Raw genomic sequence first — 14,055 nt, 5'->3', positions numbered from 1 at the left:
GCCACCTCGAAACGGTGACGCCCACCGCGGGTCCGTGAGAACACGGCTCGACGGGGAACGCGTCTGACCATGTCCCTGGATCACACGCGGGCCCCCGTCCTCGAGGCGCTCGACGCCTACCGCCGGGCCGACATGCTGGCCTTCACCCCGCCGGGCCACAAGCAGGCCCGCGGCGCCGACCCCGAGGTGCGCAGGATCCTCGGCGACGCCGTCTTCCACGGAGACCTGCTGGCCTCCGGCGGCCTGGACGACCGGCGGCTGCGCGGCGGGTACGTGCGGCGGGCCGAAGAGCTCATGGCGGACGTCGTGCACGCCGAGCACACCTTCTTCACCACCTGCGGAAGCTCCCTGTCCGTCAAGGCGGCCATGCTGTCGGTGGCCGGGCCCGGCAGCCGGCTCCTCATCGGCCGTGACGCGCACAAGTCCGTGGTGTCGGCGCTGATCCTGTCCGGCATCGAACCGGTGTGGGTGGAGCCGTGCTGGGACGCGAAGCGTCATCTGGCGCACCCGCCGTCCGCCGCGGACTTCGAGGCCGCCTTCGCGGCCCACCCGGGAGCCACGGGCGCCCTGGTCACGAGCCCCACGCCGTACGGCGGTTGCGCGGACCTGCGGGGCATCGCCGAGGTCTGCCACCGGCGTTCGCGCCCGCTGATCGTGGACGAGGCGTGGGGCGCGCACCTGCCGTTCCATCCCGAGCTGCCGACCTGGGCGATGGACGCGGGAGCCGACGTCTGCGTGACCAGCATCCACAAGATGGGCAGTGGCCTCGAACAAGGGTCGGTGTTCCACCTCCAGGGCGACCTCATCGCGCCGGACGTGCTGAAGAACCGAGCGGACCTGTGGGGAACCACGAGTCCCTCGGTCCTCATCTACGCGGGCCTCGACGGATGGCGGCGTCAGATGGCGCTGCACGGCCGTGAACTCCTGACCCACGCCCTGGACCTCGCCGCCGAGGTGCGCGCGGACATCGAGGAGATCGAGGGCATGCACGTCAACGACGCGGCGGACTTCTGCGGTCCCGGCCTCGCCGCCGACCTCGATCCGCTTCCCGTCGTCGTCGACCTGGCGGCGCCCGGCCTGTCCGGTTACCGGGCCGCGGACTGGCTGCGTGAGCACCGGGGCATCAACGTCCACATCGCCGACCACCGCCGCGTCAACGTCCAGATCACCCATGCGGACAGCGGGGAGACCACGGGACCGCTGCTCCGTGCGCTCCGGGACCTGGCCGATGCGGCGCGCGGCTGGGACGCGGCGCCCGTCGTCGAGATGCCGAGCCCCGACGAGCTGCGGATGGAGCAGGAACGCCTTCCCCGGGACGCGTTCTTCGGCGGTACTCAGGACGTGCCCGTCGAGGAGGCTGCGGGCCGCGTGGCCGCCGAGATGGTGACCCCCTACCCGCCGGGGATTCCCGTCGTCCTGCCGGGCGAACGCCTCACCGAACCTGTTCTCGCCTATCTGCGCTCGGGCGTCGAAGCGGGCATGAACCTGCCCGACGCCGCCGACCCGGCCTTTCGAACGGTGCGTGTCACCGACGGACGCGGGCGGCCGTGAGGGGCGACCGCCCGTGCCTCGACGGCCCGTGCCCCGCCCGGCCGCGCCCCCTCAGGAGGCCGGGCCCGGCCCGGAGGATCGGCGGCGTGGCCACTTGCGGGTGTCCCGCGGTTCCACGTAGGGCTCCGTGTCCTCGGGCATGCCGCCGCTGATCGCGCGCTGGCGGGCCAGCTCCGCGTCGAATTCCAGCCCCAGCAGAATGGCCAGATTCGACAGCCACAGCCAGATCAGGAAGATGATGACCCCGGCCAGGGTGCCGTACGTCTTGTTGTACGAGCCGAAGTTGGCGACGTAGAGCGCGAAGCCGCCCGACGCGATCAGCCACAGCACCACCGCGAGCGCGCTGCCGGGGCTCAGCCAGCGGAAGCCGGGGCCGTGGACGTTGGGGGCGCGCCAGAAGAGCAGCGCGATCATCAGGATCACCAGGACCAGCAGGACGGGCCACTTCGCGATGGACCAGGCCGTGACCGCCGCGTCGCCCACGCCGATGGTGTCACCGGCGCGCTCGGCGAGCGGGCCGGTGAACACCACGATCACCGCGCTGGCCGCGAGCAGGACCATCAGGACCACCGTCAGGGCGATGCGGAGCGGGGTCAGCTTCCACACCGGGCGCCCCTCCGGGAGGTCGTAGACGGCGTTGGAGGTGCGGATGAAGGCCGCCACGTACCCGGAGGCGGACCACACGGCGAGCACCAGACCCACGATCGCCATCACACCGCTGGTGCCGCCGCTGTCCCGCAGTTGTCGCACGGCGTCGCCGAGCAGGTCACGGACCGCGCCCGGCGCGAGTTCCTGGAGGTTGTCCAGGACCGAGCGGGTCGCCGACTCCCCGATGACGCCGAGGATCGAGACCAGGACGAGGAGCGCGGGGAACAGCGACAGGACGCCGTAGTAGGTCAGGGCCGCGGCCCGGTCGGGCAGGTCGTCGTCCAGGAACTCCTTGCCGGTACGGCGCATGACCGCCCACCAGGAGCGCGCGGGCAGCTCGGTGGGCTCGTCGGGGGCGGCCTGCTCGACTTCGGGGTCCGGTCCCGTGCCGAGAGCCGGTTCGTCTTCCTCGCGACCGTTCTTGTGCCTGCCGAAGAGTGCCATGCGAGGGCGAGTTGACCGGTTCGCGGGGCGTATGCGCGGAGCCGGGCGACGCCGTGTGCGGCCAGGTCGTTGTACGTCGCCTTTGGGTCAGCGCCCGGCCAGGCCCTTGGAGGTTCCTCCTAGGGGGCTTGCATTTACGATGGAGATCCGTCTCAAGTTTTCCAAATGCGAGGCAATCGCGCTTATCTTGTCGCACATGCAGTCCTACACGATTGGGCAGGCCGCGCGTCTGCTCGGTGTCAGTCCCGATACCGCTCGGCGATGGGCGGATGCCGGTCGGGTCGCCACGCACCGCGATGAAGGCGGGCGCCGACTCATCGACGGGCAGGACCTCGCCGCCTTCTCCGTCGAGGTCGGGCAGAACGGGGGCGGTGCGGGTGAGGAGGAGGTCTCGTACACCTCCGCCCGCAACGCCTTTCCCGGCATCGTCACCGCCGTGAAGCTCGGTGACGTGGCCGCCCAGGTGGAGATCCAGGCCGGGCCCCACCGGCTGGTCTCGCTGTTGACCCGGGAGGCGGTGGAGGAGCTCGGCCTGGAGGTCGGGATGCAGGCCACGGCCCGGGTGAAGTCCACCAACGTGCACATCGACAGGACCTGACCGACGACGCCCGGCCGCCGCTCCCGCACCTCTCCGTACTTCCGCAAGGAGTTCCGTCCCATGTCCCCGAAGCACTCCGCGCTCACCGCCCGCCGCGGTGCCGCCGCCGTCGTGACCGCCGCCCTGCTCGTCCCGCTCGCCGCCTGCGGCAACGATGACGACGACGCGAGCAAGAAGGGCGGGGGCGGCAAGGACGTGAACCTCACCGTTCTCGCCGCCTCGTCGCTCACCGACGTCTTCGCCACCGCCGAGAAGGTGTACGAGAAGGAGTACCCCGGCACCAGGCTGACGATCTCCCCGGCCGGGTCCCAGGAGCTCGCCGCGCAGGTCAAGCAGGGGTCGCCCGCCGATGTCCTGGTGACCGCCGACACCAAGACCATGGACGGGCTCAAGGGCGAGACCGGCACGCCCACCGTCATCGCCAAGAACCGGCTCGTGATCGCCACGCGCGAGGGCAATCCGGACAGGGTCAAGACGCTCAAGGACCTCGCGAACAGCAAGCTGAAGGTCGTCCTCGCCGACGACACCGTGCCCGTCGGGCGCTACAGCAAGCAGGTGCTCGACGCGCAGAAGATCACCGTGAAGCCCGTCTCCAAGGAGGCGAACGTCCGGTCCGTGCTCAGCAAGGTCGAGCTCGGCGAGGCCGACGCGGGCATCGTCTACAAGACGGACGCCGCCACCGCGACCGACAAGGTCGACGCCGTGGAGATCCCCGACGACCAGAACGCCGTCGCCTCGTACCCGGCCGCGACCCTCAAGGGCTCGAAGAACGGCGACGCCGCCGCCGCGTTCGTGAAGTGGCTGAGCACGCCCGAGGCGCAGAAGATCCTGCGGGACGCGGGCTTCCAGAAGCCGTAGTCCAGCCGTAGCCGAGCCGTAGTCGAGCCGCCATGATCCCGAACCGGTCCCGTTCCCGGACCCGTACGCCGCTGACGCTGGCCGTGCCCGCCCTGCTCGCCGTCGCGTTCCTGCTGATGCCGCTCGTCGGCATCCTCGCGCGGACCGAGTGGGGCCGGCTCGGCACGCACCTGACCACGCCCGGGGTCACCCAGGCGCTCAAGCTCTCGCTCGTCGTGTCCTTCTGGGCGCTCGGTCTGTCCCTGCTGCTCGGGGTGCCGCTCGCCTGGCTGCTCGCGAGGGTCGACTTCCGGGGGAAGGCGCTCGTACGGTCCCTCGTGCTGCTGCCGATGGTGCTGCCGCCGACCGTCGGCGGCGTCGCGCTCCTGCTCGGGTTCGGGCGACGCGGGCTGCTCGGGCCCTGGCTGGAGAACACCTTCGGGATCGTGCTGCCCTTCCACACCTCCGGTGCGGTGGTCGCGGCGACGTTCGTGGCGATGCCGTTCCTGGTGATCAGTCTGGAGGGGGCGCTCGGCGGGCTGCGGCCCGGTTTCGAGGAGACGGCGGCGTCCCTCGGGGCCTCTCCCGTACGGGTGTTCCTCACCGTCACGCTGCCGATGGTCGCCCCCGGGCTCGCCGCGGGCGCCGCGCTGACCTGGGCGCGGGCGCTCGGCGAGTTCGGGGCCACGATCACCTTCGCGGGCAACCTGCCGGGCACCACGCAGACCCTGCCGCTCCAGGTGTACCTGCTGCTCCAGGACTCGCCGGAGGCCGCGACCTCGCTCTCGCTGCTGCTCCTCGCCATCGCCATGGCCGTGCTCGTGGGGCTGCGCGGGCGGTGGACGGCGGGGGCCTCCTCCGTACGCGTACGGGGCGCCGATCCCGCGGCGGCGGACGACGGCGACGTGGCCGTGGAGCCGCCGCACCGGATCGTGACGTCCGAGGCGCCGCGGGACAAGTGGGCGCTGAGCGCCACCGTCACCGGCTACAACGAACTCACCCTCGACGCCGAGCCCGGCACCACCATCGCCGTCGTCGGGCCCAACGGCGCGGGCAAGACGACCCTGCTGCGCGCCCTGCTCGGCCTCACCCCGCGCGCCAACGCGGAGCTGCGGCTCGGCGAACGCGACGTCACCGCGCTGCCGCCGCACCGGCGCGGGGTCGCCTGGGTGCCCCAGGAAGGCGCGCTCTTCCCGCACCTGACCGCGCTCGGCAACACGGCGTACGGGCTGCGCGCCCAGGGCGTCCGGCGGGCGGAAGCCCGCGCGGCGGCGCGGGAGTGGCTCGACCGGCTCGGCGTCGGGCACCTCGCGCACCGCAGGCCCGCGCAGTTGTCCGGCGGGCAGGCGCAGCGGGTCGCCCTTGCGCGGGCGCTCGCCGCGCGGCCCCGGCTGCTGCTCCTCGACGAGCCGCTCGCCGCGCTCGACCAGACCACGCGGGCCCATGTGCGGCACACGCTGCGGCGGCACCTCGACGGTTTCGGCGGGGTCTGTCTCATCGTCACGCACGATCCCGTCGAGGCGGTCTCGCTGGCCGACCGGGTCCTCGTACTCGACGAAGGGCGTACGTTGCAGGACGCGCCGCCCGCCGAGGTGGCCAGGCACCCGCGCTCGCCCTGGGTGGCGCGGATGCTCGGCCGCAACGCGTGGCCCGGCACGGCGGACGCCGAGGGGAACCTCGGGCTCGCGGGGGAGGGGCGGCTCGTCGTGGCGGACCCGCTCGGTGCGGGGACGCGGGCGCTGGCCGTCATCGCGCCGGAGGCCGTCTCCGTGCACCGCGAGAAACCGGCGGGCAGCCCGCGCAACGTGTGGCCCGGCACGGTGCGGGAGATCACGTCCGCGGGGAGCAGGCTGCGCGTCCTGATCACCTCGGACCGGGCGCCCGACCTGGTCGCCGAGATCACGCCGCAGGCCGCGCTCGAACTGGGGCTCGCGGACGGGGCCGAGGTGTGGACGAGCGTGAAGGCGACGGAGGTCTCGGTCGTGGAGCTCTGAGGCGCGGCTCCGGGCTCCGGGCCCGGGCCGTCATCCCTCGCGGGTCAGGTCGTAGGTGTCCATCTCGATCATCAGGGTGTCCATGGTGGGGTGCACCCAGAGGACCAGCGTGTAGAGGGTCGAAGGGCAGCGCAGGTGGGCGACGGCGGACTCGGTGAGCCGGACCCTGCCGTCGCCGAGGTCGGTGATGCCCTCCGGCGCGGGGACGTCGGCGAGCCACGCCGCCAGCTCCGGGCCGAGGCGGGCGGTGTACGTGGTGGCCACGCCCGACGTGACCTCCTTGCGGCGCAGGACATCGGCGTACGCGGCGAACTGGAGGACGTCGGCGATGTGCTGGTCGAGGCCGATCCAGGACAGGCCCTCGTTCTCCTGCACGTCGTACGTGCCGTCGGGCAGGCGCAGGCGGTGGCGTACGACCCAGCCGGTGGGCCCGGTCCCCGAGAGGACGCGGCCGATCTCGAAGCCTTCCGGGCTGCCGTCCGCCAGGCACACGACGACGGTGCGTCTGCCGTGTTCGGTTCTCAGGAAGAGCTGCCGGTGCGCCAGTACCTGCTCGAGCGACCGGTCGATCTTGGGCGAACCCACGTGTACCTCCCGACGGCGACAGGTGGGTGACTGTACGCGGTCATCTCTCCCCTGGACACGGGGCGCGGTGCGTGGTCCCCGCCTACAGCGGCGCCTGCCAGGTCACCGTCGTGCCCGCCTCCACGCCGTCCGTGGCGCCGTCGTCGTGCACCGTCAGGCGTACGCCGGTCCTGCCGTCCGGCAGCGTCGCCCGCGCGTCGACCGTGACGTCGACGCGGCTGACGCCGGTGCGCCGGGACGTGGCGGCGAGGGCGCGGCGCAGGGCCGCGAGGAGGTGGCCCGCCACCGGCTCCGTGACCTGTGTGTCGACGGCGCCCGCGAACTGCGTCGACGGCTGGATGCCGAGCACGGCGGCCGCGCCCGCCGTCTCGCGCAGGACCTTGCCCCGGAAGGTTGTCGGGGCGTCGGCGGGCGGCTGCTGGAGCGCGAAGATGGCCGTACGGACTTCCTGGATGGTCGACTCCAGCTCGTCCACGGCGTGGTCGAGGGTGGACTCGACCTTGGCCGATCCCGCCCTGCGGCGGGTCGACTCCAGCATCATGCCGGTCGCGAAGAGGCGCTGGACGACCAGGTCGTGCAGGTCCCGCGCGATGCGGTCGCGGTCCTCGAAGACGGCGAGCCGCTGTCGGCTCTGCTGGGCGTCGGCGAGCACGAGGGCGAGGGCGGCCTGCGAGGCGAACTGGGTGGCGAGCAGCCGCTCGGCGGCGGTGTAGGCGGGCGCGCCGCGCCGCCGGGGCAGCGCGAGCGTCCCGATGAGCCGCCCGCCCGCCTGCAACGGCAGCATCATGCTGGGCCCGAACCGTGCGCGCACGTGCGTGGTCATGCGCGGGTCGGTCGCCGAATCCTCGATGAACACGGGCTCCCCACCGAGCAGTTGCTCCAGCACGGCGCTCCCGGGCTCGATGGTGGTGCCGATCAGGTCGTTGGGGCTGAGGCTGGGGGGAGTGGGGCTGGGGGCGCCGGGGGCGTTCCTCGGCTGGGCCGGGCCGAGAGGGCCGTCGGTGCGGGCGCCCTGCCCGGGTTCCGCGTCGCGGGCCGTGTCCGGGGCGGGTGCGGGGGTGGTGCGGCTCTCGGGCCTGGTCTCCTGTGCTTGAGGGGGTGGCTGGTGGGTCGGGGTGTGTGGGGGGTTGGTGTGCGCGTCCTGCCCGGGTTCCGCCTCGCGGGCCGTGTCGGGGGCGGGTGCGGGGGTGGTGCGGCTCTCGGGCCTGGTCTCTTGTGCTTGAGGGGGTGGCTGGTGGGTCGGGGCGTGTGGGGGGTCGGTGTGGGCGCCCTGCCCGGGTTCCGCCTCGCGGGCCGTGTCGGGGGTGGGCGCGGGGGTGGTGCGGCTCTCGGGCCTGGTCTCCTGTGCTTGAGGGGGTGGCTGGTGGGTCGGGGTGTGTGGGGGGTCGGTGTGGGCGCCCCGCTGGGATCCGGTGTGGGCGCCCCGCCAGGACTTCGTGCCCCAGCCGTGCGGGGCGCCGTCCGTGGCGGCTGCGACGATCGTCATGCCGCCCGCCTCCGTGGGCTGCAGGATCACGCCCGCCGCCGCGCCCGCGAGCACGCGCGCGCGGTCCGCCACCGTCATCAGCGCGTCCGCCGCCTCCTCACCCGTGAGGAGCGCCGTGGTGACCGCGGCCGCGCCCTCGATCCAGCGCTCCCGCTGGCGGGCCGTCTCGAACAGGCGCGCGTTGCCGATGGCGATGCCCGCCTGGCCCGCCAGGACCTTCAGGAGCTGCCGGTCGTCCTCGGTGAAAGCGCCCCGCTCCTTGCGCGCGAGCAGCAGGTCGCCGAACGCCTCGTCGTGGACGTGGATCGGCACGCCGATGACGTCCGACGCCGAGGCGGGCCCCGCCGGTGGCCTCTCGCCCGCCACGTACAGCTCCGCCGGGCCCCCCGCGCCCGCCGTGCCGACGGTGAGCGTGCCGTACCCCGCCCCGGTCAGCCGGGCCGCGCTGTCCACGATGTGCTGGAGCGTGGCGTGCAGTTCCAGGTCGGTGCCGACGGTGAGGACCGCCTCCAGGAGCGGAGGGACGGACGGCAGCGGTGCTTCCGCTCCTGCGGGCAAGGGCATCTCGGTTGCGTATTCCGTGTGGGGGTCGGGCACGTGCGTCGTGCCGGTCAGCCGGACAGCGGGTCCAGGACCAGCGGCTGGATCTTGCCCTCCAGCATCGCACCGAGCCCGAGCACCGCGCACACATCCGGCCTTTCCGCGATATGTACGGGCATTCCGGTCGCATCCCGCAGCATCTGGTCGAGGCCGGGAAGCAGTGCGCTGCCGCCGACCATCATGATTCCCCGGTCGGCGAGGTCGGCCACCAGGTCGGGCGGGCAGTCGCGCAGCACCTTGCCGATGCCGTCGAGCACGGCGGTGAGCGGGGTGTGGATCGCGTCGCGCACGGCGGCCGTGTCCACCTGGACCGAGCGCGCGAGGCCCGTTGCGACGTCCCGGCCGTGGATCTCCGTGGACTCCGGCCCGTGCGGGGTCAGGCCGTTGCCGCTCAGCGCGAGCTGGAGGGGCCGTACGGACTGCGAAGGCAGCATCAACTCGTGCTGGTGGCGCAGGTGTTGCACGATCGCGTGGTCGATGGCCTCGCCGCCCACGGGAATGCGCTGGGCCGTCACGATCGAGCCGAGCGAGAGCACCGCGACCTGGGTCGTCGCGGCGCCGCAGACCAGGATCATCGTCGCCTCCGGCCGCTCCACGGGCAGCCCGCAGCCGACCGCCGCCGCGATGAGCGTGTCCACCAGCTCGACCCGGCGCGCCCCGAGTCCGACCATCGTCTCGACGGCGGCACGCTGGGCGAGCGGGTCCGCGTCGTGCGGGGTGCAGGCGGCGGCGCGCAGCCTCGGCTTGCGGCGCAGGGTGCGGCGGAGCTTCTCGCCGAGGAGGTGACGGAGCATCCGCTGGGCCATCTCGATGTCGACGACCGTGCCGCCGGAGACGGGCCTGACGACCCGGATGTAGCCGGGCGTACGCCCCGTCATCTGCTCCGCGAACTGGCCGACGGCGATGAGCGCGCCCGTCCGTGTGTTCACGGCCGCGGCGCTCGGCTCGTCGACGACGAGACCCGCGCCCTTCACGAACACGCGTGTGCGAGCGGCCCCCAGGTCGACGGCGATATGGCAGCGGCGCAACTGCTCCAGACTGACGGTCATGGCAGATCCTCCCGAGAGCGCAGACCGTACGGACCGTCGGACGGCGGTCCTGTCTCGCATCGTGCGGTGGGCGCGGGCGGCGCGCGCGCTGGGCTGAGCCGGGCGGGGTGCCGCCGCACGGGTGGTCTTCGAGGCGTCGCAGGCAGGGCGTCCCGCGCCCCGCTCGGGGCGAACGCCCCTGACGGGAGGGCTCTCTGACGGCGACTGTGACGGCGACTGTGACAGCGGCGGTGACGGTACGCCCCGGTACCAACGGCCCCCGATCCCCCGATCCCCCGATCCCCCGACCCCCGGTTCCAGTGGACCCGGACAGCCCCGTAGCGAGAAGGCGGATACTCGCCGATCTGACACCTCCGCGTACGCCCCCTGGCGGGAACGTGCCCTGGCGGCTTTCCGCCACTTCCCGTCAACTCCCCTGTAACACAAGGACCCTGACACTCTTCGCAGCACTCGGGCACCACCCCCGCCCGGGTCCGACGAAGAGAGGCAGCCCCATGACCAGAGCCCCCGCCCGGCGAAGAGCCGGGCTCGCGGCCGCCACCGGTCTCGTGTTCGCCCTGCTTCCTGCCGGGCAGAGCGCCACCGCCGAGCCCGGCCCCGACGGTTCCGCGCCCCAGGCCACCCGCACCCCACGCGCCGCCGAGACCGTCACCCTGATCACCGGGGACAAGGTCACCGTCCACCGCCTTCCCGGCGGCAAGCGGTCCGTCACCGTCGAGCGGCCCGCGGGGGCGAGCGGGGCCGTGCGCAGCCGGATATCGGGCGGGCACATCACCGTCGTGCCGGACGAGGCGCTGCCCCGGCTGCGTTCCGGCACCCTGGACGAGCGTCTGTTCGACGTGACGGAGCTGATCAGGCAGGGCTTCGCCGGGCCCGGCGCCAAGGCCCTGCCCCTCATCGTCACGTACGACAAGGGCGCGAGCCGGGCCGCGCGCGTCCTGCCGCCCGGCGCGGAGAAGGTGCGCTCGCTGCCCAGCGTGGACGGCGCGGCCGTCAGCGCCGAGCGGCCAGGCGCGCTCTGGCGGTCCGTGCGCGACAAGGCGTCCGGCATCGACAAGGTCTGGCTCGACGGACGCGTCGAGGCCGACATGGCGCGGAGCAACGAGCAGATCGGCACCCCCGAGGCGTGGGAGGCCGGGCTCACCGGGAAGGGCGTGAAGGTCGCCGTCCTGGACACGGGCGTCGACACCGGGCACCCGGACCTCAAGGGCCGGGTCAGTGAGACCAAGAGCTTCATCCCCGGCGAGGAGGTCGCCGACCGCAACGGCCACGGCACCCACGTCACCTCGACCGTGGGCGGCAGCGGCGCCGCGTCCGACGGCGGCAAGGAGAAGGGCGTGGCACCCGGCGCGACGCTCGCCGTCGGCAAGGTGCTCAGCGACGAGGGCTTCGGCAGCGAGTCGGAGATCATCGCTGGCATGGAGTGGGCCGCCAAGGACATCGATGCCAAGGTCGTGTCGATGAGCCTCGGCTCCTCGGAGGCCAGCGACGGCACCGACCCGATGGCCGCCGCGGTGAACTCCCTGACCAAGGAGACCGGCGCCCTCTTCGTCATCGCTGCGGGGAACACCGGCGCGCCCTCCTCCATCGGCTCGCCCGGCGCCGCCGACTCCGCGCTGACCATCGGCGCCGTCGACTCCGGCGACACGGCCGCGTACTTCACCAGTCAGGGGCCGCGCGTCGGTGACCACGCGCTCAAGCCCGACCTGTCGGCGCCCGGCGTCGACATCCTGGCCGCGCGCTCGCAACTGGTCGAGGGCGACGGCTTCTACACCGAGATGAGCGGTACGTCGATGGCGACTCCGCACGTCGCGGGCGTGGCCGCGCTGCTCGCCGAGAAGCATCCGGACTGGACGTCCGCGCGGCTCAAGGACGCGCTGATGTCCACCTCCGAGCAACTCGACGCTTCCCCGTACGAGGTGGGCGCGGGCCGCGTCAGCGTGCCGGACGCCGTCGGCTCGAAGGTCACCGCGAGCGGCAGCGTCGACTTCGGCTTCTACGGCTGGCCGTACGACGCCAACAAGCCCGTCACCAAGACCCTGACGTACGCCAACTCATCCGATGAGCCCGTGGAGTTGAGCCTCGCCGCGCAGGGAGCGGCGGACGGTGTCGTCCACCTCGCCGACGCCACACTCACCGTCCCCGCGCACGGCACCGCGTCGACCTCCGTCACCGGTGACGGAGCCGAGGCGGCCGTGGGCAACACCAGCGGCCGCGTGGTCGCGAGCGCGGGCGGCAAGGAGGTCGCCCACACCGCGTTCGGCCTGGTCAAGGAGGAGGAGCGGTACACGCTCACCGTCCACGTCAAGGACCGCGACGGCGCGGCGACCGCCGCCGACCTGGTGGTGCAGCAGCTCGTCAAGGACACCGACCCCTTCCCGGCGGCCGTCGGCGACTCCGGCACGCTGGAGCTGCGCCTGAAGCCGGGAACGTACGCGCTCTCCTCCTTCCTCGACGTGCGCGGCGGCAACGGCAAGGACTCCCTCGGCCTCGGCTTCCTCGCCGACCCGCAGGTCGAGCTCGACCGGAATCGTGAGATCACCCTGGACGGGCGGAAGTTGAGGCAGATCAAGGCCGACGTCGACCGCCGCACCGAGACCCGTCAGCTCCTCATGGAGTACGACAGGAAGGCCGGCGGCGCCGAGCTCCAGGGCGCCGTGCAGGTGCCCGTGAAGTACGACAGCGTCTTCGCGGCGCCGACCGCGAAGGTCACCGAGGGCAGCTTCGAGTACCGCACGGTCTGGCGCCTCGGCAAGCCGCTCGTGGACGTGAAGGGCGTCGGGGACGCCGTCGCCCAGCCCGGCGGGACGATCGCCGAGGGCCGCCACCGCTGGACCTTGGTGGACGCCGGTGACGGCACCCCCGCCGCATACGAGGGCAAGGACGTGCGCGGCAAGGCGGTCGTCGTCCGGCGTACGGCGGGAGTCACCCCCGCGCGGCTCGGCCAGGCGGCCCAGGACGCGGGCGCCGCCGCCCTGTTCGTGACGGACGATCAGCCGGGGCGACTGAACGCCTGGTTCGGCACGGACGACAACGCCGACCGGCCGCTCCAGATCGCCACGGTCGACGCGGCGGACGGGGCCGGGCTCATCGCCGCCGCCGGTTCCGGCCGCAAGGTCGAGAGCACCGGCACACCCAACACGCCCTATGTGTACGACCTGTCCGAGGGGCACGAGGGCGCCGTGCCGAAGGACCTCGTCTACCGCCCCTCCAAGCGTGAACTGGCCGTGGTGGACAGCACGTTCCACGCGGTGAAGCCCGCTGCGGGCGGTGAGTACCGGTACTCCCTCACCGATACCTTCCCGATCGGCATCGGCTTCCAGGAGAAGATCGACTACCCGACCGAGCGGACCGAGTACGTCTCCACGGGCGCGGGGCAGAAGTGGCACGAATCCGTGTCCACCGGGCCCGGCGCCCTGGAGGAGCGCAGCGGGCTCGTCACCTACCGGGGCGGCAGGCACACCGAACTGAACTGGTTCAAGCCCGTGCTGCACCCGTGGCTCGGCACGGGCCTCGGCTGGGGCCAGACGCGCACCGGCAACAACCTGGAGTTCAACGTCCCGGGCTGGGGCGACTCCGGGCCCGACCACACCGGCTTCGGCGACGTGTGGAACGAGGACTCCATGACGCAGAACAGCGAGGTCTTCGTGGACGGCGTGAGCGCCGACCGGCGCAAGAGCTCGGCCGTCTACGTGTGGGACGCGGATGCCGCCGAGCGGACGTACAAGGTCGTGACGGATACGACGCTCGATCCGCAGCGGTGGGTCCTCGGCACGAAGGGGCACGCCGAGTGGACGTTCAGGTCGAAGGAGACGGCGGCGGACAAGAAGACGTTCCTGCCGCTGCTGAACCTCGGGTTCGACGTGGACACGAGCCTCTCGGGCGAGGTGCGGGGCGGGCGGACCGTGCCGGTCGGGATCTTCGCCGAGTACGTCAAGGGGGCGGGGGGCGCCGGGGTCATCGGGGGCGGGGAGTTGTCCGTCTCGTACGACGAGGGCACGTCCTGGACGGCCGTCTCTCTGGACCGGGACGGCAAGAAGGCCGCCTGGGAAGGCAAGTTGAAGGTTCCCGGTAACGCTACGTCCGTGTCGTTGCGAGCCTCCGCTAGCGACGACCGGGGCGGCTCCGTGTCTCAGGAGGTCATCCGGGCGGTGGGGGTGAAGTAGGGGACTTCCCCCACCCCGCCCCTTCCCGAAACCAAGGGCTCCGCCCCTGGACCCCACAAGATGGCCTCAAACGCCGGCCGGGCTGGAAGATCCAGCC

General features: G+C 72.8%; 9 protein-coding genes. 5 read left to right on the top strand and 4 right to left on the bottom strand.

Annotation, left to right across the window (positions count from 1 at the left end; all coding sequences use genetic code 11):
- Window positions 1-69: 69 nt before the first annotated feature.
- Window positions 70-1,551, top strand: a complete 1,482-nt coding sequence (locus tag KY5_RS12665; protein ID WP_098242340.1) for an aminotransferase class I/II-fold pyridoxal phosphate-dependent enzyme — start codon at window positions 70-72, stop codon at window positions 1,549-1,551.
- Window positions 1,552-1,602: 51 nt separating this feature from the next.
- Here KY5_RS12665 and KY5_RS12660 read toward each other — a convergent pair whose 3' ends face one another.
- Window positions 1,603-2,643 (bottom strand): YihY/virulence factor BrkB family protein, encoded by a 1,041-nt coding sequence (locus KY5_RS12660; RefSeq protein WP_098242339.1) that lies wholly within the window; start codon window positions 2,641-2,643, stop codon window positions 1,603-1,605.
- A 196-nt stretch (window positions 2,644-2,839) separates the two neighbouring features.
- Here KY5_RS12660 and KY5_RS12655 point away from each other — a divergent pair, with 196 nt between their 5' ends.
- The 3 genes from KY5_RS12655 to KY5_RS12645 are packed head-to-tail and all read left to right on the top strand — an operon-like array spanning window position 2,840 to window position 6,072.
- On the top strand, window positions 2,840-3,241 hold the full coding sequence (locus tag KY5_RS12655; RefSeq protein WP_098247212.1) for a TOBE domain-containing protein: 402 nt from the start codon (window positions 2,840-2,842) through the stop codon (window positions 3,239-3,241).
- Between the two features lie 60 nt (window positions 3,242-3,301).
- Window positions 3,302-4,099, top strand: a complete 798-nt coding sequence (gene modA / locus KY5_RS12650; RefSeq protein WP_098242338.1) for a molybdate ABC transporter substrate-binding protein — start codon at window positions 3,302-3,304, stop codon at window positions 4,097-4,099.
- A 32-nt stretch (window positions 4,100-4,131) separates the two neighbouring features.
- Entirely contained in the window at window positions 4,132-6,072 is a 1,941-nt protein-coding gene (locus KY5_RS12645) for an ABC transporter permease (RefSeq protein WP_098242337.1), read from the top strand.
- Window positions 6,073-6,102: 30 nt separating this feature from the next.
- Here the strand turns inward: KY5_RS12645 and KY5_RS12640 are convergent, their stop codons facing one another.
- The 3 genes from KY5_RS12640 to KY5_RS12625 all read right to left on the bottom strand — a co-directional run bounded on the left by KY5_RS12640 (window position 6,103) and on the right by KY5_RS12625 (window position 9,792).
- Complete coding sequence (locus KY5_RS12640; protein ID WP_098242336.1) at window positions 6,103-6,657, bottom strand: hypothetical protein; 555 nt, start codon at window positions 6,655-6,657, stop codon at window positions 6,103-6,105.
- 82 nt (window positions 6,658-6,739) lie between these two features.
- On the bottom strand, window positions 6,740-8,707 hold the full coding sequence (locus tag KY5_RS42510) for a GAF domain-containing protein (protein WP_234362710.1): 1,968 nt from the start codon (window positions 8,705-8,707) through the stop codon (window positions 6,740-6,742).
- 47 nt (window positions 8,708-8,754) lie between these two features.
- Window positions 8,755-9,792, bottom strand: a complete 1,038-nt coding sequence (locus KY5_RS12625; protein WP_098242335.1) for a rod shape-determining protein — start codon at window positions 9,790-9,792, stop codon at window positions 8,755-8,757.
- A gap of 494 nt (window positions 9,793-10,286) precedes the next feature.
- Here KY5_RS12625 and KY5_RS12620 point away from each other — a divergent pair, with 494 nt between their 5' ends.
- Entirely contained in the window at window positions 10,287-13,958 is a 3,672-nt protein-coding gene (locus KY5_RS12620; RefSeq protein ID WP_098242334.1) for a S8 family serine peptidase, read from the top strand.
- Window positions 13,959-14,055 lie beyond the last annotated feature (97 nt).

The sequence above is a fragment of the Streptomyces formicae genome (assembly GCF_002556545.1).
Taxonomy (GTDB): Bacteria; Actinomycetota; Actinomycetes; order Streptomycetales; family Streptomycetaceae; genus Streptomyces; species Streptomyces formicae_A.
The sequence above is the reverse complement of the archived record's forward strand: the minus strand, read 5'-3'. Positions and strand labels throughout refer to the sequence as shown.

Bases quoted from the DNA above. Each gene is read 5' to 3' on its own strand.
- KY5_RS12660 (WP_098242339.1), bottom strand. From the start codon at position 2,643: ATGGCACTCTTCGGCAGGCACAAGAACGGTCGCGAGGAAGACGAACCG.
- KY5_RS12655 (WP_098247212.1), top strand. From the start codon at position 2,840: ATGCAGTCCTACACGATTGGGCAGGCCGCGCGTCTGCTCGGTGTCAGT.
- modA (WP_098242338.1), top strand. From the start codon at position 3,302: ATGTCCCCGAAGCACTCCGCGCTCACCGCCCGCCGCGGTGCCGCCGCC.
- KY5_RS12620 (WP_098242334.1), top strand. From the start codon at position 10,287: ATGACCAGAGCCCCCGCCCGGCGAAGAGCCGGGCTCGCGGCCGCCACC.
- KY5_RS12665 (WP_098242340.1), top strand. From the start codon at position 70: ATGTCCCTGGATCACACGCGGGCCCCCGTCCTCGAGGCGCTCGACGCC.
- KY5_RS12645 (WP_098242337.1), top strand. From the start codon at position 4,132: ATGATCCCGAACCGGTCCCGTTCCCGGACCCGTACGCCGCTGACGCTG.
- KY5_RS42510 (WP_234362710.1), bottom strand. From the start codon at position 8,707: ATGCCCTTGCCCGCAGGAGCGGAAGCACCGCTGCCGTCCGTCCCTCCG.
- KY5_RS12625 (WP_098242335.1), bottom strand. From the start codon at position 9,792: ATGACCGTCAGTCTGGAGCAGTTGCGCCGCTGCCATATCGCCGTCGAC.